Annotated in this window: 13 protein-coding genes; 5 read left to right on the top strand and 8 right to left on the bottom strand. The window is 39.9% G+C overall.

The window, feature by feature from the left end:
- Positions 1 to 3: 3 nt before the first annotated feature.
- The 5 genes from yghU to AN214_RS07560 all read right to left on the bottom strand — a co-directional run bounded on the left by yghU (position 4) and on the right by AN214_RS07560 (position 7,059).
- Entirely contained in the window at positions 4 to 843 is an 840-nt protein-coding gene (gene yghU / locus AN214_RS07580) for a glutathione-dependent disulfide-bond oxidoreductase (RefSeq protein WP_054979164.1), read from the bottom strand.
- Positions 844 to 874: 31 nt separating this feature from the next.
- Positions 875 to 1,261 (bottom strand): MAPEG family protein, encoded by a 387-nt coding sequence (locus AN214_RS07575; protein ID WP_054979163.1) that lies wholly within the window; start codon positions 1,259 to 1,261, stop codon positions 875 to 877.
- 52 nt (positions 1,262 to 1,313) lie between these two features.
- The gene (locus AN214_RS07570; RefSeq protein WP_054979230.1) at positions 1,314 to 3,014 is read right to left on the bottom strand and encodes a lysophospholipid acyltransferase family protein; all 1,701 of its coding nucleotides are present in this window, start codon (positions 3,012 to 3,014) and stop codon (positions 1,314 to 1,316) included.
- A 130-nt stretch (positions 3,015 to 3,144) separates the two neighbouring features.
- The gene (locus AN214_RS07565; protein WP_054979162.1) at positions 3,145 to 6,030 is read right to left on the bottom strand and encodes an insulinase family protein; all 2,886 of its coding nucleotides are present in this window, start codon (positions 6,028 to 6,030) and stop codon (positions 3,145 to 3,147) included.
- Between the two features lie 258 nt (positions 6,031 to 6,288).
- Positions 6,289 to 7,059: a peptidylprolyl isomerase gene (locus tag AN214_RS07560; protein ID WP_054979161.1), complete on the bottom strand. Its 771-nt coding sequence runs from the start codon at positions 7,057 to 7,059 to the stop codon at positions 6,289 to 6,291.
- A gap of 261 nt (positions 7,060 to 7,320) precedes the next feature.
- On the opposite strand from AN214_RS07560, the gene ushA reads away from it, so the two are divergent.
- Positions 7,321 to 8,889 (top strand): bifunctional UDP-sugar hydrolase/5'-nucleotidase UshA, encoded by a 1,569-nt coding sequence (gene ushA, locus AN214_RS07555; RefSeq protein ID WP_235576721.1) that lies wholly within the window; start codon positions 7,321 to 7,323, stop codon positions 8,887 to 8,889.
- Positions 8,890 to 9,076: 187 nt separating this feature from the next.
- On the top strand, positions 9,077 to 9,274 hold the full coding sequence (locus AN214_RS07550; RefSeq protein ID WP_054979159.1) for a hypothetical protein: 198 nt from the start codon (positions 9,077 to 9,079) through the stop codon (positions 9,272 to 9,274).
- A 58-nt stretch (positions 9,275 to 9,332) separates the two neighbouring features.
- On the opposite strand, the gene AN214_RS07545 is transcribed toward AN214_RS07550, so the two are convergent.
- Together AN214_RS07545 and AN214_RS07540 are read right to left on the bottom strand one after the other, a co-directional pair.
- Positions 9,333 to 10,268, bottom strand: coding sequence for a hypothetical protein (locus tag AN214_RS07545; RefSeq protein WP_054979158.1), 936 nt, complete (start codon positions 10,266 to 10,268; stop codon positions 9,333 to 9,335).
- Positions 10,255 to 10,983: a hypothetical protein gene (locus AN214_RS07540; RefSeq protein WP_234004726.1), complete on the bottom strand. Its 729-nt coding sequence runs from the start codon at positions 10,981 to 10,983 to the stop codon at positions 10,255 to 10,257. Before AN214_RS07540 ends, AN214_RS07545 begins: the two co-directional genes overlap by 14 nt.
- Positions 10,984 to 11,319: 336 nt before the next feature.
- Between AN214_RS07540 and AN214_RS07535 the strand changes: the two genes are divergently transcribed.
- From AN214_RS07535 to AN214_RS07525, 3 genes are all read left to right on the top strand, one after another.
- Positions 11,320 to 12,141, top strand: coding sequence for a S1/P1 nuclease (locus AN214_RS07535; RefSeq protein WP_054979229.1), 822 nt, complete (start codon positions 11,320 to 11,322; stop codon positions 12,139 to 12,141).
- A gap of 74 nt (positions 12,142 to 12,215) precedes the next feature.
- Complete coding sequence (locus AN214_RS07530; protein ID WP_054979156.1) at positions 12,216 to 15,401, top strand: TonB-dependent receptor; 3,186 nt, start codon at positions 12,216 to 12,218, stop codon at positions 15,399 to 15,401.
- Positions 15,402 to 15,565: 164 nt separating this feature from the next.
- Positions 15,566 to 18,658, top strand: a complete 3,093-nt coding sequence (locus tag AN214_RS07525) for a TonB-dependent receptor (RefSeq protein ID WP_054979155.1) — start codon at positions 15,566 to 15,568, stop codon at positions 18,656 to 18,658.
- 70 nt (positions 18,659 to 18,728) lie between these two features.
- Here the strand turns inward: AN214_RS07525 and AN214_RS07520 are convergent, their stop codons facing one another.
- The gene (locus tag AN214_RS07520; RefSeq protein WP_054979154.1) at positions 18,729 to 19,154 is read right to left on the bottom strand and encodes a MarR family winged helix-turn-helix transcriptional regulator; all 426 of its coding nucleotides are present in this window, start codon (positions 19,152 to 19,154) and stop codon (positions 18,729 to 18,731) included.
- Positions 19,155 to 19,215 lie beyond the last annotated feature (61 nt).

Here is a 19,215-nt window from a genome sequence, read left to right as displayed (position 1 = left end):
GGTTTAATTAAAATCGTCCGCACTATGGCGCTCGTGCAATTGCTCACTTTCATCGCCCCAACTGCGGTTTACTCTGCGGCCACGTTGCACCGCTGGTCGTTCAAATATGCGGTCTGACCATGCCTTTAAATGTGGGTATTCATCTACCGCTAAAAACTCAGCAGCGTCATATAAATCACCACGCACTAAAACACCGTACCACGGCCAAATTGCCATATCAGCAATTGTGTATGTGTCACCACACATGTATTTATTGTTTGCTAAGTGTTTGTTTAGTAGATCCAATTGGCGTTTTACTTCCATAGTAAATCGGTTAATTGGGTATTCCAGTGGCTCAGGTGCATACGCGTAAAAATGACCAAACCCGCCACCTAATGCAGGGCCGCTGCCCATTTGCCAAAATAGCCAAGATAAACATTTCGCCCTGTCATTTGCATTTTGCGGAATAAAGCAATTAAATTTCTCGGCGAGGTAAAGCAGAATAGCGCCTGATTCAAACACTGGTGTTGCTGGTGATGTGGAGGTATCGAGCAACGCAGGAATTTTAGAGTTAGGATTAATCTCAACAAAACCTGAACTAAACTGTTCGCCTTCCATAATATCAATTAAGTACGCATCGTATTCAGCGTCTTGTATGCCCACTTCAATTAGTTCTTCGAGCAGAATCGTTACCTTTACACCATTTGGCGTAGCAAGCGAGTAAAGTTGTAGCGGATGTGTTCCTTGAGGCAAGGTTTTATCGTGAGTCGCACCTGACTCGGGACGATTAATATTAGCAAATTTGCCGCCGTTTCCCGCTTGCCATTGCCACACTTTTGGCGGCGTATACTGATTATTAGCCATAACTAACCTCACTGAATTTTAAAGCGATTTATTAACGATATAAAAGATAGAGTATTGCGATACTGCTAAGCAAAATAGATGAGAAGGTTAATGCCATGCCTGTTACACGAAATACTAATTTTTCATGTAGCATGCTGACACCATAGGCATGAGAAATACGCCCAACAAGCAGTGCAACACCTAATCCGTGAACAAACAGTGATGCAGCACCTAGGTATTCGGTAAATCCGATTAATATTAAACTAATTGGTACGTATTCTTGAAAGTTACCGTGCGCTCGCATTTTCTTTTGCAGCAGTTTGTCGCCGCCATCGCCTAACGCGACGAGAATTTTTTTGCGGCGCGTTAGCGTTGCCACACTCAAATAAATGTAAATTAAGCCTAGCAGCGCCGCATAAAGAGGAATAACAGATATCACAACAAAACCCTTTTTGTTTTCTTATTAACCTGACATATTCCTGCAGGTAAATCTACTGATTTAAATAACGTTTTCGTTTGTTTTGTTTCAATGTATTTAAATCAACTAAAACAAGGCCATCAACACTATTGTTAAAGTCTGGGTCAACACCAAAGCACAAAAACTTAACGCCACCAGGCTCACACAACTCGGTATATTGTTTGTATAAAGTGGGGATCGCCACACCTTGCCCTGCCAATGTGCTTTTTAGTGCTTTGAAGTCTTCTTTGTAGTCGTTTGTGTAATTTGGCAATTCATTCGTGTTTGTGTAGCGATACGGATTGTTTGATGTTGCTAATGTGCTTTGATGCGCAAAGTAATGGGAATAAAAGCTTACCAGCTGATCTTTTGCAGGTTCAGGTAACGTGCCGCTTATACTAACAGGGCCAAATAGATAGCGAATTTCAGGGTGATGCTGCAAATACGCGCCTATACCAAACCACAAATAGTCTAAACTGCGTTTGCCCCAGTATTTTGGCTGCACAAAACTGCGACCAAGTTCGAGTCCTTTTGCAAAATAAGGTGCCATTTCGTCTTTGTAATTCACAAGCGTTGACGAGTATAACCCAGCGCTTTTAGCATTTTGTGTTAAAATGTCAGCACGTCCAAAACGGTATGCGCCGACAATTTCTAATTCGTCTTTGTCCCATAAAATCAGATGTAAATAATCGCTATCGTATTTATCTATATCGCGCTTTTGATTTGTGCCCTCGCCCACCGCACGAAACGCGATTTCACGTAAGCGGCCAATTTCACGCATAATTACGCAGCTATCACCATGCTGATACAAGTAGATCATTTTTCCATCATGGGTTTCACCAAGCAGTTTACATTTTTCACGAATTAAGCGGCTTAAATTTGCTTTATTCTCTGGCAAGGCAATGCATTTTTCAGTTTGAAAATAGCCTGGTTTACCGTCACCTATAGCATAAATGTGTTTTTTGAACAGTTTAGTTAATTGCGTATCGTGAAGCGGTGAATCAGCAAACGCACTATAGGGAATAAGCGCGCCGATGCGTATAGGAAAATTACGTTTGCGTTGCTTAAACATTTCATTCACTAACAAGAACGACGCAAGCGGTTTATAAAGCATTGAAACGCTGTAAAACATGGGGGAATTTTTAGCATCAACATGCATTGGCAGTATGGGCGCTTGATACGCTTTTGCGATTTTCAAAAAGCCTTTTTGCCAAAAGGTATCGCGCACCCCTGTTGGTCTTAAACGCGATACTTCGCCAGCAGGAAAGATCAGCAACACACCTTCATCGCTCAAATGCTCTTTTATGCGATTAACAGTAATTTTGCTGGTTGTGCCTTTAATGTTATCAACTGGCACTAACATTTCTTGTAGTGGCGCTAAGCTATAAAGAAGTTGGTTTGCCATCACGCGAATATCACTACGCACTTCACTAATTAATTTAATCAGTGCCAATGCATCGAGCGAGCCAATTGGGTGATTAGCGATTATCACCAAACGTCCTGATGCAGGAATATGCAGCTTTTCGCTATCTCGCACCGAATAACTAACATCAAAATAATCAAGTACTTGCTCTACAAAATCAAGTCCTGATAAATGCGGAAAATCATTTTCAAATTGATGAAAATCTCCTTCGTGCATTAAATTTTTTAATAATTTGCTGCTTGATTTATAAAGCAAAGAGTTATTTATAAGTTGCGGAAATTGTTTTGCGATTACTTGGTCGACATGGATCATAACATTGGCCATAAAGCTGTTTTAAGTTCAGCATATGAAGCAAATGTGACGCGAATATTGAGTTTATATTGAACAATTGTGACGCATAAAAAAGGCGAGCATTTGCTCGCCTTTCACAAAGAACTATCAATTACTTTTGATAATCAAGTACCTGACCTGCATTTGTAAAATCTGAAATAATCGTCTGATTATCGATTTTGCCAAATGCCTTGTCCGCAAATTTAGTACCGCGCATTTGCACATTTAAGCGCGCTGCATCTTTATTAAGTACCGTTTTTGCGTAAAAGTCTTTAACATCAGCAAGTGTTACTTGTTCTACTTCTTTAATCAGCTCAGCTTTTGAGTTGAAATCAAAGTTTTCTTCATACCAATCTGACAAGTATGGTCTTAGCTCATCACCTAGGTTTTTCGGCTGCTCGTTTAGCTTGATCAGAACCGCATTTTTAAGTTGCGCAAACGTCTCTTCGCTAATTGCATCGAGCTCTTTTTTGTACTCAAGCTTATATTCATCGAAACGCGCCTGCATTTCACCTGGGCCTTTAACTGGTGTTTGAATATACATACCAAAGCCAACATAGTCGTCAAGCGTGGTGCTAAAACCACCTACTGCGTACGCCAGTTGCTCTTCGGTACGTAATTTATCAAATACTTTATTGCTAAAGTGACCTTGTAAAACAAGCCCTTGCGCTTCTTGTTTCTTACCTTTTACTGGGTGCATATGCATATCAACTAAGGCTACATCGGCTACGTCAATATCACGTTGTACGCTAAATACTTGACCAGCTTTTGGTAACCACGCTTTCGCACGCGCGTATTGCGTTGTTGTCACCTCGTTAGGTAGCGCTTTTTCAAGACTAGATACAACGGTTTTCACGTCATTCTGGTCGTAGTTACCAAACATAAATACGCGTACTTGGTTATTAGTAAGAACCTGCTGCATTACTTTGTTTAAGTCGCTAATTGAAAGCGATTTAGCACGTTCAATCAATGCAGCGTCTTCATAACTGCCTTGGCTCGTTACTTTATAAAACGCATTGAATGCTTGGCTGTAAGGGAAGTTTTTGCTCTTATTTGCAACGGCACGTAAGAAACGATCTTTCGCTTGGTTAAACTCAAGCTCAGTTGGCGCAACACGTAACTCGTTCATACCGGCTACAATTAATTCGCTTTGTTTGTCGGTAAAACCATTTACAGTGAATACAACACCATTTGAATCAGAAAGGCTCATAGACATACCGCCCACACCTGCTTCTGTATTCAATGCAACAACGTTCTTACTGTATAGGTCTTGCCAAACCGATAATAGAATTGCCGTGTCCATATCAGTAAGCGTTGCTGGGTTGTTAATATACACTTTCAGCATGCCTTTTGGCTGGTGCGAGAAGTTTTTGCTCGCAAACTGCCATACTTTAATATGCTTAGTATCGTGAACAAGTTGCGGTTTCTCTTTAATTTCATCGCTCGCGGCTTTTAAATCAAAGCTTTCTGGCAATAAACGGTTTACTGCAGGCAAGTTCATAGCAACGTTTGTTGGCGCTTTCCAACTGTTAATTTCGTCTTGTGAAATATCAGCAATGCGGTAGTTACCATCATAGAAATGAAGTGTACTGTCGGTTTCTTCTTTTTGGCTTACGTACCAAATTTTTAACGTTTCAGGTGTAAGTTGATCTAGCACTTGTTCAATTGCTTTTTCATCAAACTGACCATAGTAATATGGTGCATTAATCACATGGTTCGTTGGATAAACTTGCATTGCGCCAGCGAGGTTAGATACATAACCAAATTCATCGCCTTTTTCTAAGAATTTAAACTGGTTATTAAGTGATGTTCTGATTTCATCAAAGTACTTTTTATCAACGCCTTTTTCACGAATAAGGTCAATGTACTGCATGATAATAGCAACAATCTCATCACGGTGTTCCATACCACTATCGGTTAACGTTACATCAATTGAGAACGTACCATAGTTGCCATAATGTGAAGGCGATGCATTAGCACCTAGATCTGAGATCCAACCCTTTTCACGTAATAGCGTAGCGGGTGTGCCCGGCATTTCTGAATAAATTAGGTATGACAGAAAACGATTTGGTTTAAGCGCAAATTGGTCGCTGTTGTTTTCAATTGTGAAGTCGAGTGTTAATTGTTTAACGTCTTTGTTTGGCTTATAAAATACCTTTTTACCGCCAACTTTCGTTAAATCAACTTTCGCTGTAACGCTCGGCTTTTCAATATTTTTATTTTTAATATCTGAAAAGTATTTATTTGCTAGCGCTTCCATCTCAGCAAGTGGTTTATTGCTAAGTAAGGCTACTTTCATAATATTTGATGAATAGTATTTATCAAAAAAGGCAACGGTTTCGGTGTGTAGCTTGCTGCCTTCTTTATCACCAAGGGTTTCTAAATTACCGATTAAAAAGCGGTTTGCTGGGTGTTCGCCCATCATTTTACGAGCTAGTTTAAACTGACCAAAGAAATCAAGCTCGCGGCGCATTGACCATTCAGCGTTTACTGCGTTCTTTTCTTTGTCGGTATACTCAGGGTAAAGCTTCGGTGATTTAAAGAAGTCAGAAAAACGGTCAAGTCCTTCTTCAAATGCATCGTTATTCGCTTTGAACATATAGTTGGTAATATCTAACCACGTATATGCGTTATGAGCACCACCATTTTTGGTCATAAACTCTGAATACTCGTTAGTATCAGGGAAACGTTCGGTGCCTAAAAACAACATGTGCTCTAAATAATGCGCCATACCTTGTTGTGTCATTGGGTCATGCAATAAGCCAACCCCCACACTGAGTGCTGCAGCAGATTTATCAACACTTGGGTCCGACACTAAAACAACTTCAATTTCGTTGCTTAATTTTAATGTTTTGTATTCGCGGTTATCGTTCGGACTAACAACCAGTGATTCTGCGTAAAGATTTGGACTATTCGAAGAGGTATTAGCTTGGTTAGTTGCATTACAGCCAACTAAAACAGCCAGTGCTAATGCACTTAGGCTAAGTGCTTTTTTCATAATGGTTCCCTAGAGTTATAAATACAAAAAACGCTCTAGTGTCTTGTCATAGAGCGTTTTTTAATACCAATTCTACTCAATAAGTAATCACCTAGCGCATTGGGTAAATGAAATGCAAAAGCATAACTTTAGCCCGCTAGTATGATTAGCCAATTAAGTGACTTGATATACATTTATTCCACTATAAAAAAGCAGTGATTAAATGCAATACTTTAATTGTATTATTTGTAACGGTTTGTCAACAAATGAGATTTTGCGTTAGCGCGCTAACATAGGCTTGCGCTTGCGTCGCCAAATTAACGCACTCGCCATTAAGCCCAATAATGCGCCAAAACTACCACCTGAATCATCCGACGTTACTGGCGGCTTTGGTGGCTCTTTTATTAAGGTATTTTCCTTTGGTGTTAAATCACTTGCGGTGTCACTGTTGCTATCAATAATTGTAACATTTTCGATGGTAATTAAACGTTCAGCACCAAGCGATGCATTACCATTTTTAAGGTCAGTACACTCATCATTGGTCGTATTTATTAAAGGTACCGTGTTACACTCAAAATTTGATAATTGGTCAATTAAATCCATGCCTTCACCAATTACTTGACCAAATACCGTAAAACCACCGTTTTGTAGATCTAGATCGCCACTATTATCTTTAAGATTGATAAACCACTGACTTGTCGCACTATTTGTATTCTTTTCAATTTTTGCCATCGCAATAGTGCCACGTACATTAGAGTAAACTGGCTCATTGACCACAGTACCATAGGTATCGATAGGTATAAACTTACTACTTTCATAAGTGTACCCGCCACCTTGCAGCACGAAGTCCGTTATTAAGCGGTGAAAAACCACTTCGTTATAACGTTCGTCGTTAACGTACTTTAGAAAGTTCTCAACTGTTTTTGGTGTAGTTTCATCAAACAGGTTTATTTGAAAGTTGCCTTGTGTTGTTTGAACCTCAACAATCGTTGCCTGCGCAGCGCCCGCAAATAGGCCAGCAGCTAAGAGAGATAGTTTTAGCTTGTCCATAATTTCCCGTGAATATTTTGTTAATTTTTATCGACAGCAGCTTACCGATTATTTGCCAACATGGCTATAAAACTCACGTGACAATTACAATTAATAACACTCCTTTAACAATAATTACGAGGTTTTACGATTTCAGCCCTCGTAACCGGACAATTGTCCGCCCATAATTTTATTGTGATGGTTAGAATAATAGCGTTTGTTAATTAACTGCCGAAATTTATAATGATTACTGTGCGCTCTTTCACTTTTTTAGCACTCTCTATGCTGTTTCTAAACAACAGCTACGCGACGAATAATGAGCAAAAGCTCACCATTTTACACACCAATGACCACCACGGGCGCTTTTGGCGCAATGAGCAAGGTGAGTATGGTATGGCCGCAAGAAAAACGCTTATTGACCGTTTACGTGCTGAAGCAAAAGCGAAAAATCATCAAGTGCTGCTGTTATCAGGTGGTGACATAAACACTGGCGTACCTGAATCCGATTTACAATACGCTGAACCAGATTTTAAAGGCATGAGCTTAATTGGCTACGATGCCATGGCTATCGGTAATCACGAGTTTGATAATTCGTTAGAGATTCTAGATAAACAAATTGCGTGGGCAAACTTCCCGCTGCTCTCGGCAAATATATTTAACAAAAAAACGGGGGAACACGCATACCAGCCATACCAAATCATTAAACGTGAAGATTTAACAATTGCGGTAATTGGTTTAACAACAGTAGATACGGCTAAAATCGCAAACCCTGATTATGTCGGTCATTTTGAATTTCGTACACCCGCAGATGCTGCGGCTCCTTTACTCGAAAAACTCGAAAAAACCTACCAACCCGACATTACGATTGCCGTAACGCACATGGGGCATTACGTTGATGCCAAACATGGCATAAATGCGCCGGGCGATGTTACTTTGGCTCGCACACTTAATACAGGTGCGTTGGATCTTATTATTGGTGGACATTCACAAGAACCTGTATGTATGGAAGGTGACAATACTGCTGATAGCGACTTTCTACCAGGTGATGAATGCCGTCCTGATCGTCAAAACGGCACATGGATTATGCAAGCGTATGAATGGGGTAAGTATGTGGGTAAAGCCGAGTTTTCACTGAAAAATAACGCGCTTACACTACTAAACTATGAGCTTATTCCGGTTAATATGCTGCGCGAAACAAAGCAAGATGGTCAAACCATCAAAAAGCTTGCATCAGAAAAGATCCCGGAAGATCCTAAAATGCTCGCATTTTTAACACCGTACCAAGAGAAAGGTTCAGCAAAAATTTCACAGCCGATCGGTGAATTAATTGGCGATTTAGAAGGTTCGCGTAACAAAGTTCGTTTTGTACAAACTAATCTAGGCCGTTTGATTGCCAAAGCACAAAGTGAAAGTGTCGGTGCAGATTTCGGTATTATTAGCGGCGGTGGTATTCGCGATTCAATTAAAGCGGGCGACGTTAGCTACAAAGATATTTTGCAGGTTCACCCATTTAAAAACCGTATTACCTATCTTGAACTTAAAGGCCAAGAGCTAATTGATTACATCAGTTTAGCCGCCAGTTTTCCTCCGGATTCAGGCGCGTACTGCCAGTTTTATGGCATTGACTTTAAAAAAGAAAATGACGAATTAAGCATAATCAGTATCGATAATAAACCTTTTGATGCCAATAAACGCTATCGTTTTACACTTAATAGCTATAATGCGGCAGGCGGTGATGGCTACCCGAATATGACAAAGCATCCGCATTTTGTTGCAACTGATACCATTGACGCTGAAGTATTGAAAAATTACTTTTTGCAAAACTCTCCGGTTGATGCAACTAAGATTTAAAACCTCCCTGCTAAAAGGCGTAAGCTAACACTTACGTCTTTTACCTTTCACAGCATAAAGCTAGCGTTCCCAAGCTTGCCCTACTACAAAAATAAGTTTTTTAATTGGTTTGCGTATTTCATTGAATTAGAAATAAAAACCAAATTAGACATTTCAGCTACCCAAGTAAACTGCAGATGCTCCTCAAATGAATTTTATCGCGCTTGACGAAGTAGAAATTAAAGTTGCTAACAGCGTAAAAGCCGAGCAAATAACAATCGTTAAAATGATAGAGCCCGTATTTTTGCACCACGTCTACTCGATTTTGCTGAATTGCGACAATAACGATTCAACGCGTTACCAAATTTTTAATAACTCAAAAACCTATCAAATTAGAGGTCGATAAACGCATATACTTTAGAAACTTAAAAGCATAGTACGTATCATCGACTGAATTCTCACATTTATTTACCGATTATTTCAATTTGATCAGTATCAACATTACGTAATCCGTAATGATGAAGCTTTGAACGTGACCCTTCTCCATGGGCTTTTGGTGGATAGAGCATGTCTTTTAGTTCAATATCATCCAATAGAATTTCATCTAGCGCAGCGCGAATTTCACTTAGCGTTTTCTCTAAACTATTTGAAAAGTTTGGCCTTTTACGAATAGTGTGTCCTAATTCCGTTAAACGATAAAAATACTTGTTTGCAAGGCTAACAAGTTCATCTGGCAGCTCTTTATTTTGGTTGAGTAAAACATCTGGTTGTGCAATGCAATATTCTATCAATGCTGTATAAAAACATAATGGCTTATTGGCGAGTGGTACGCTTGTGTGAGTACGACTGTTAATCAGCAATTTCTGTTCAAGATCGATAACCAGTCTCGCGCGCTCTTCGTCAATACTCTCTACTACCAAATTGTTTTTTGTTAACTTCAAGTCATAACGGTAGTTAACTAAAAAATAAAACCCGATACTTGCGATGAGTGCCAACCACGAAAAATAATCAAACAAACCCAATTTTTTTAGCGAGAAAGCGAATCGCACTACTTGTGTAGGCGTACCAAATTGATGGGTTACAACTTTACGATTTGAGCCAACATCGTAGTTATTTGACTGAATAGCCAATACCTTTGGTAATAGTGGATGGTGCATTAATTTTTCATTTAATGCCGTAATGTAATTTGCTACGGCCAGATCATTGCCAGCACTGCTTTTATTTGGATCTGGCAGAGGTAAGCGATTTAAGTCTTTTGCGATTCTATTTTCAATAAGTTGTGTTAACTGGTACTCAGAATCACCAAGATTTATGCGTTTAGCTACGCCATAGACTAACTGAAATACCAAAAACACTAGTATGCACAGCAAAATCTGCTTATTTTTTTTAACATTCAACATAACTTTCTACATCTTTAAAATAGGGAGAGGTTTGGGCGTTTGCATGGCGGTGAATAATTTGATTAATTGCACAAACAAGTTCTGTGTTTTCAGTCTCCATTTTAAAATACCAACGACTTCCACTCACTTTACTGCTAATCGGCGTAATGTAATTTTCCAAAAAACGATCCATATCGTCTTGTTTCCAATACGATGCAATTACATCGACTTTTCCTTCAGCTAGCAGATCTCTCAGCGCAGAATGGGAGTTAGCTTGTACAATGTCTAAACTATCAACGTTAATATTTAAACGTTTAAACAAGGTTCTCGGTAAAATGTAGCCAGAACGGCTACTTGGGTAATCCAACAAACCAATACGTTTATCAATAAAATACTCTTTTTCAAGCTTTGGTTTTTCATTTAACGAGATAAAAAATGCCGTGTAATCGGGATAGGCAAGCAAGGTTTTATAGTTAAAAGTGTATTCACTTTTAAAGGCGACCATTAAATTCTCTTTAGTCATGATTAAATCAGCGTTACCTCGCCCGATAAAATCTAATGCATCACTCATATTATGGCCCCAGTTTAACTGCACTTGACCAAACTGCTTTGCAACAATCGGGTTATTACAAAAATAAGGGATAAGCTGCTTTGCTAACTGCTCTGTTGGCACATAAATATTGAACGTATTTTCATTTTCTGACAACGCTTTATCACATTGTTGCTTGACAGACATAAAAGTATCAATTGCTTTTAATTTGGTTGGGTATTGAGAGCCCCCTAAAAAACCAAAAAGAACAATTAATATACAAAAAACAGCTGTTATTACCGCTTTTGAAAACAAAAAGTTATATTTCATTTTAATTGTTATTATCTATGCTCAATTCAAGCCTCAATTTCATCACGTATATTTACTTATTGCAACAGGTAAATTTATTTAAAAAACATAAACCATTGATTTAATTAGTTTGTTAACAAGTAATTATGAATCCCAATGAGTCCTTTCTATTTTTGTAAAACTAAGGACAATTAGCCTTGTTGATAACAACTACATACAATTAAAAAGATGATTATGAGCTTACGTTCTTTGATATTAATTGCTCTTACGCTAACGCACTTTCAAGCGGGCGCATGGAGTCAAAATGGGCATCGTATAATCGGCAAGATTGCCGAAAATCATTTAACTGCTGAAACTCGTAATGCTATTTCCCCATTATTACAAGGGGATAAACTGGCTGAAGTAACCACTTGGGCTGATGAAATGCGCTCCAACCCAGAACCCTTTTGGCAAAAAGAGTCTGGAAAATGGCACTATATTAATATCGCTTCAGCAGACGAATTTAAACCTCATCATTATCACCTTTCAGCTACTGAGGGCGAAGTTACCGATATTTATGCTGGTATCTTAAAAGCCACAGCTGTTCTTAAAAGCGCGAACACCTCATTAAAAGACAAACAATTTTATTTTCGTTTCCTCACACACTTAGTTGGTGACATTCATCAACCAATGCACGCTGGTCGCAGTGAAGACTGGGGTGGAAATAAAATAAAAGTGAAATTTTTCGGTAAAGAAACCAATTTACACTCATTGTGGGATAAAGATTTAGTTGAAAGCGAAAACCTTTCTTACAGTGAATTCGCCGAGTTTATTGATACAAACGACGCAAAGCTCATCTCTACTTACCTAGCCTCAGAGCCCAAAGATTGGGTGCTTGAATCATTTCATTTAGCACAAGGTTTGTATGATATTGGCAATGGCGAATTTAAATACCATTACGTCTACGAGCAAATGCCTGTGATTAAACAGCGTTTACTACAGGGCGGAATTAGATTAGCTGGTTTGTTAAACCACATTTTTGACGAATCGGCACACGCGAAAGCAGCTACTAAGTAATCTGCTAACGCATGAACAAAAGCAATAAAATTTTTAAAACTAACTTTCAAATTTAGTTACACGGGAAACTACTAATGAAAACGCAACTACGTAAAAGCGCTTTAACACTTGCTGTTGCTGCTTGTTTGGGTGCATCTGGTGCAGTTTATGCGACAGAAACCTCATCAGCTGTGCGCGGTAAAATTACTACGCCTGCAGGTGAAGCTGCTGCTAACGTTAAAATTAAATTAATTCACGAGCCTTCGGGCACGGTTACTGAATACACTACGAACGACGCAGGTGCATTCCTTGCTAAAGGTCTTCGTGTTGGTGGTCCTTACACTGTAATCATCGATTCAGATAAGTATAAAGATATCACTAAAGATCGTATTTACTTAAGCCTTGGTCAAACAAGCCGTATTAGCGAGCAACTTGAACCATTAACGATGGAAACAATTCAAGTAACGGGTGTTAGCTATACACAACAAGCTGGCGGAGCAAACAGTGCATTCGGTGCAGAAATCATCGAAAATGCGCCAAGCTTCAACCGCGATATTAAAGATATTGCGCGTATTAACCCACTTGCTACAGTATCTGGTTCTGGTGAGTTAACAATTGCTGGTAACAACCCACGTACTAACGCATTAACCGTTGATGGCATCTCTCAAAATGATGATTTTGGCCTAAACTTCAGTGGTTACCCATCTCAACAGCCACCAGTATCACTTGATGCTATCGAGCAAGTTACTGTTGATTTTGCACCATTCTCAGCATCTAAAGGTAACTTTGGTGGCGGTACAATCAACGCAGTAACAAAGTCAGGTACAAACGAATTTAAGTTCTCTGGCTATTATGAAACATCAACACCTGATATGGCTGGTGACGTAGATCGCCTAGTTGAAATTAAAGGTGACGACGAGCGTACGTACGAAACCGAAAAAGTAGACCCAATTCAAACTGAAGCACGTTACGGTTTCAGTGTTGGTGGCCCAATCATCAAAGACAAACTATTCTTCTTCGCAAACTACACATCATGGCGTAGTGAATTAGAAATGGATTATGGTTTTGAAGGCTCAGGTGCAACTCACCTTTACAACACAACTGAAGAAAACTTCAACCGTTTCTTATCTATCTTAGAAACAGAGTACGGTATGACGGATTCTTTAGGTGGCGATCCTGAAGATACCAACGATACATTAATCAGTAAAATTACTTGGAATATTAACGACGCGCATCGTCTAGATTTCACCTACCAGTGGCAAGACGACCAAGATGAGCGTAACTTCGGTAATGGTGGTGACACTGTGATGTTAGCATCAAACCGCTACACTTATGTTAATACATTCAATAACTTCGCAACTAAGATTTATTCAGATTGGAACGATGACTTTTCATCAGAAATCAGTGTTAGCCATAAAGATGTAACGGCTGAAAGCAACACTAATTCAAAGATTGGTAGTGTAAAAGTTGAAGAGTATTTCCGTGGCCCTGCTTACCAGTTTGGTATGGATCAATATCGTCATGCAAACTACGCAGAAAACCAAAATACTACACTTGCATTTGATGGCACATACCTACTTGGCGACCATGAGATTAAGTTTGGTGCAAAGTACGAACGCTTACGCTTATACAACCTATTTGCTGCGAACTCTTTAGGTTCATGGGAATTTGATAGCTTTGATGGTTTTGCAAATCGTGAAGTTGGTAATTTCCGTGGAAACTACGATTTTGATTACGCAAATGCCTACACAAACGATTCAAAAGACACGGCATATGACGCAACACGTAGCCAAATTGCTCTTTACATCGAAGACACTTTCTACCCGCACGATGACGTTGAGTTAACTGCTGGTGTGCGTTATGAGCGTTTATCATCTGATGATAAGCCACGCCTTAACGAAGCGTTTTTAGAAACTTATGGTTTCAGCAACCAAGAAAACCTTGATGGCTTAGACATCATTCTTCCACGTATTGGCTTCCAATGGTTTGCAAGCGACGACTTAACCGTTAAAGGTGGTGTTGGCCGTTTCCAAGGTGGTATTCCAAACGTTTGGTACAACAACCCGTTCCAAAACGATGGTATTACACTTGTAGCAGCACCAAGCAGCGCAATTGCTGATTACTACTCACAAAACCCTGCTGATATTACAGAAGTACCTCAGGCAATCAAAGATTCACTAGTGCCAGGTGCGGGTAGTACTAACTATACGGATCCTAATTTTGAGCTGCCATCAAGCTGGCGTGCACAATTAGGCTTTGACTACAACTTCTCAATTGAAGGCTTTGGTGATGACTACATCTGGTCAGCAGAACTTGCGTATGAGAAGAAACAAAACGAAGCAGTGTGGAAAAACACAGCACTTAAAGAAGTGGGTTTAGCAGCTGATGGCGAACGTGTAATTTACGAAAGCCGTTATGAAGGTGATAAAGCTGACAACTTCGATATTATGATGACTAATGCTGATGACGACGGCCGCTCAATTATCTTTGTTACGTCACTTGCGAAAAACTGGGATAGCGGCGTAAGCATGACCATGAGTTACACGCACCAAGATATCGAAGAAAACCACGTAGGTTCTTCATCTCGTGCACAAAGTAACTACAAGCATAACATTGTTAAGAGCCGTAACATGGATATGGCTGCACGCGGTCACTACGAAATTGAACACAGCTTTAAGTTAAACCTAAACTACAAGCGCGAATTCTTTGACGGTTACGAAACTCGTTTCGATATGTTCTTCGAACGTCGCTCAGGTCGCCCATTCAGCTGGGTAATGGGTATGTATCAAGATGGAGATCTTGGCGATACACGTGACTTTAACTCAAATAGCGCTTACCTTGCTTACATCCCGACAGGTGCTGATGATCCAAACGTAAACTGGGCAGAATCAGGCATTACTTGGGAAGAGCTAAGTGCACTTATGAACAAAGCCGGTTTAAGCGCTTCAGGTTCAATTATGGAGCGTAACTCTGATAACCAGCCTTGGGTAACTAAGATGGACATTAGCATTAAGCAAGAGATCCCTGGTTTTGCGAAAGGTCACAAAGCGCAAGTTTACCTAATGGTTGATAACTTCGCTAACTTGCTTAACAGCGACTGGGGTGTTGAAAAACGTCTAACATACCCGAACCAAACACTTTATGACTTTGGTGGTTTAGATGATCAAGGCCGTTATATCCTTGACAAACGCTTTGATGGCGCAAGCACATTAAACTACAGCACAATCGATATTGCTTCGTCAGCGTGGCAAGCTAAGATTGGTGTAAGCTACAAGTTCTAAACTAAAAACCCCTTGAAAATAAAAGCCCAGCATTTGCTGGGCTTTTTTTTACACTGAAATAAATTAGACTAAACTATTGCAGTGTAACCAAAAAGTAATAATTTTAATAAAAGCTTAATGATGCTGTTTTAGGCTTACTAAAACTACTATCAAGGGAAAGATCTATGAATACGCTCTTCAACAAAAAATTACTCTCACTTGCAGTCGCAAGCTGTCTATATTCAACACTAGTGTATGCTAATGATACGTCATCGTCGTTAAAAGGTAACATTGTTGGTCCTAACGGTAACCCTGCTACAGGCACGCAAATAACGATTATTCACTTGCCTTCTGGTTCAGTAAAAACTGCAACTGTTAACGACGCAGGCTTATTTAGCGCAAAAGGCCTTCGCGTTGGCGGTCCATATCAAATAATCGTTGATTCCAACGAGTTTGAAGACACTATGGTAGAAAATATTTATCTTACATTAGGTAAAGAATACCCATTAAGTGTGCAGCTTCAATCAGCATCAGCAATGGAGCAAATACTGGTTACTGGTCGCCCTCTTTCAGTGCAATCAGGCGGTACAGGGCCTGCAAGTAACTTCACCTTAAATGATTTACAAAGTAAGCCTGCAATTAATCGCGATATTAAAGACATTATTCGAACCGATCCGAGGATCTATATAAACGAAGCGGCAAGCGATGCGATTCAGTGCGCTGGCGGTAATCCACGTTTTAACAGTTTAACTGTTGATGGCGCGCGTATGAACGATAATTTTGGCTTGAACAGTAACGGTTATCCCACTGAACGCATGCCATTTTCATTTGATGCGATTGACCAAGTAGCAGTAGAACTCGCACCGTTTGATGTGCAATACGGCGGGTTTACGTCATGTAACATCAATGCGGTTACAAAATCAGGTAATAATGAAGTTAGCGGCAGCGTATTTTTTGATTACACCAGTGATGCATTAAAGGGCGATTCAATTGAAAGAACTCATGTCGACACAGGTGACTACAGTGAAAAACGTTATGGCTTTAATGTCGGTTTACCGCTAATCAAAGATAAATTATTTTTCTTCACCTCATACGAAGAACTCGATGGCGCACAAATTTTTGATTACACCCCCTTTGCAAATGGAAAAGTAAGCCAAGCTACCATTGACCGCATTACGCAAATTGCTAAAACGAATTACGGTTATGATCCTGGTAGCATGATCCCAAGTTTACCGGTTGAAGATGAAAAATTATTAGTCAAATTAGACTGGAATATAAACGACGAGCACCGCGCAAGTCTCGTATATAACTATAATGATGGTTATACGCTAAGCGAATCGGATTCGGGCTCAAGTGACCTATCTTTATCAAATCACTTTTATGAACGCGGCGCCAAATTACAATCTTTCGTTTCGTCACTTTATTCCGATTGGACCGATGACTTTTCAACTGAAGTACGCATTGGCTATTCAAAGTTAGATAATCGTCAAATATCGATTGATGCGGCATCAGGTTTTGGCGAAATGCGTATATCAACGCCAGACGCCGATGTTTTCATTGGCCCTGATGACTCGCGACAAGCAAACAAACTAAAATACGACAACTTATCTCTAAAGCTGGCGGGTACTTACTTTTTAGATAATCATGAAATATCGTTTGGTTATGAACGCGAGTCACTCGATGTCTTTAATATGTTTGTCCAGCACAATGAGGGCGAATACCGTTTTAGTTCGATTGATGATTTTGAAAACGGTATTGCTCGCGTATATTACGGCAATGCACAAAGCCACAACCCAAAAGACGCTGCCGGTGAATTTGAATACGCGCTCAATACGTTTTATGTGCAAGACACATACGACTTAATTGATTACGATTTAACACTGACGTTTGGCTTACGTTATGACGTGTACACCAGTGATGATGTACCAGAATACAGTGCGAATTTCGAACAGCGCTATGGTTTTTCAAATCAACAAAACTTAGATGGCGTCGATTTGCTGCAACCACGTTTTGGCTTCAACTGGATTTACAACGATCAACTAGAACTGCGTGGTGGATTTGGCTTATATTCTGGCGGTAACCCGAATGTTTGGATTTCAAACAGTTATTCAAACGATGGTATTCGTAATATTCAAGTCGATAAGAAAAACCTTCAAATTTTGGGGCCTGATGCAATTGCATTTAATGGTTCAGGGCGCCCCGGTTACGATATTCCAGTTGAACTTTACGACGCGGTTTCACAAGGTGGTGCCGATGATAGCACTAATGTAACCGATCCGAACTTTGAAATTCCGTCGGAATGGAAGTTTGCCTTAGGTGGTACCTATATCACAGAGTCAAACTACATCTTTAACTTGGACTATCTGTATACCGATAAACAAGATTCCGCTGTGATCAGAAACCTAGCTGATGAGGTCACCGGAACTGCGCCGGATGGACGCCCAGTGTATTCAGGAGTTAACCACCCTTATGAATCCGATCTGTTACTGACCAATGTCAAAGGCAGCGACGGTTATTCCCATGTACTTTCTTTTGCTTTTAATAAATCGTTTGATAACGGCTTTGATATTGCAGCCTCTTATGCATATACCATTGCGAAAGAAGTACACCCAATGACAAGTTCTGTGGCGTTTTCAAACTATCATCGAATAGCCGTAAGTGATCCTGAAAACCCAGGTGTTTCTACATCCAATTACGAGGTGCCACATCGTTTTACCTTCTCCGCAGGCTATGTACATGAATTTATTGATGGCTTAGAAACGCGCTTCAACCTATTTGGGCAAGTGAGCCAAACTAACCCATATTCATACACTTTCTCTTATGATACTGGTGGTTTAGGGTTTAATGACGAGGACCGTCAGCTTTTATATGTACCGCAAAGCAATGATGCAAACGTTGTTTATGGTGATGACTTTGACCTAGCAGCATTTAATGCTTGGGTTAGCTCGGAAGGATTAAAACGCGGCGAAATACAAGATAGAAATGAAATCGATGGTGATTGGTGGACAACTATTGATTTCAAAGTTGAGCAGCAGTTTCCTGGTTTTAACGATGGCCATTCAGGTTCAGCCTACTTTATCGTTAAAAACATCGGCAACATGCTAAACGATGACTGGGGTGTATTAAAACGTGGTAGTGCATTCCAACGTGCTGTCACCGCTGATGTGAATGACCAGGGACAATATGTGTTTGAGGAGTTTCATAACCCGTCAGGCACCAGTGTAGAAGTTGATCCATCACTTTGGGAAATTCGTTTAGGCGTGCGTTACAACTTCTAACACAAAGTATTATTAACTAAAAATGCCCAGCATGAGCTGGGCATTTTTGATTTTAAAGCGATTTATGAAACTAATCGGTCACATCATCGAGCTTATTTACAATGGTAAATAATGTTCTTTGCTCTTCGTGCGTTAATTTATCAAATAGTGCATCTTGCCAATTATTTGCGTCATTTGCTAATTGGAAAAACAATTGTTCGCCTGCTTCTGTTAGGGCAAGCACCGTTGCGCGTTTATCTTTTTCGTCTTGCATACCCACAACAATGCCTTTTTCTATTAATTGCTTTACCGCTCGCGATGCAGTGGATTTATCAAGCTCAGCCCTATCGCAGATATCTTTCGCGGTTAAGTTTGATTGCTGCGCCAAATGGGCAATCACACGCCATTGGGGTACTGTTAATCCATACTTATCCGCATATACCTTTGCAAAACTATTACTGAGTGCATTACTAAGACGCGCCATGCGATATGGTAAGAACAAATCAAGACTTATCATAATGTGTTTGTTTTAGATATTTTCAGCTAGTGTGACGCTAACTTATGCGTTTTACAAGCAA

The organism is Pseudoalteromonas sp. P1-9 (assembly GCF_001399975.1).
Lineage (GTDB): Bacteria > Pseudomonadota > Gammaproteobacteria > Enterobacterales > Alteromonadaceae > Pseudoalteromonas.
The sequence above is the reverse complement of the archived record's forward strand: the minus strand, read 5'-3'. Positions and strand labels throughout refer to the sequence as shown.

What these genes read in the sequence shown, in the direction of transcription:
- yghU (WP_054979164.1), bottom strand. Translation starts at nt 843, where the DNA reads ATGGCTAATAATCAGTATACGCCGCCAAAAGTGTGGCAATGGCAAGCG.
- AN214_RS07570 (WP_054979230.1), bottom strand. Translation starts at nt 3,014, where the DNA reads ATGATCCATGTCGACCAAGTAATCGCAAAACAATTTCCGCAACTTATA.
- AN214_RS07565 (WP_054979162.1), bottom strand. Translation starts at nt 6,030, where the DNA reads ATGAAAAAAGCACTTAGCCTAAGTGCATTAGCACTGGCTGTTTTAGTT.
- AN214_RS07560 (WP_054979161.1), bottom strand. Translation starts at nt 7,059, where the DNA reads ATGGACAAGCTAAAACTATCTCTCTTAGCTGCTGGCCTATTTGCGGGC.
- ushA (WP_235576721.1), top strand. Translation starts at nt 7,321, where the DNA reads ATGCTGTTTCTAAACAACAGCTACGCGACGAATAATGAGCAAAAGCTC.
- AN214_RS07550 (WP_054979159.1), top strand. Translation starts at nt 9,077, where the DNA reads ATGAATTTTATCGCGCTTGACGAAGTAGAAATTAAAGTTGCTAACAGC.
- AN214_RS07545 (WP_054979158.1), bottom strand. Translation starts at nt 10,268, where the DNA reads ATGTTGAATGTTAAAAAAAATAAGCAGATTTTGCTGTGCATACTAGTG.
- AN214_RS07540 (WP_234004726.1), bottom strand. Translation starts at nt 10,983, where the DNA reads ATGTCTGTCAAGCAACAATGTGATAAAGCGTTGTCAGAAAATGAAAAT.
- AN214_RS07535 (WP_054979229.1), top strand. Translation starts at nt 11,320, where the DNA reads ATGAGCTTACGTTCTTTGATATTAATTGCTCTTACGCTAACGCACTTT.
- AN214_RS07530 (WP_054979156.1), top strand. Translation starts at nt 12,216, where the DNA reads ATGAAAACGCAACTACGTAAAAGCGCTTTAACACTTGCTGTTGCTGCT.
- AN214_RS07525 (WP_054979155.1), top strand. Translation starts at nt 15,566, where the DNA reads ATGAATACGCTCTTCAACAAAAAATTACTCTCACTTGCAGTCGCAAGC.
- AN214_RS07520 (WP_054979154.1), bottom strand. Translation starts at nt 19,154, where the DNA reads ATGATAAGTCTTGATTTGTTCTTACCATATCGCATGGCGCGTCTTAGT.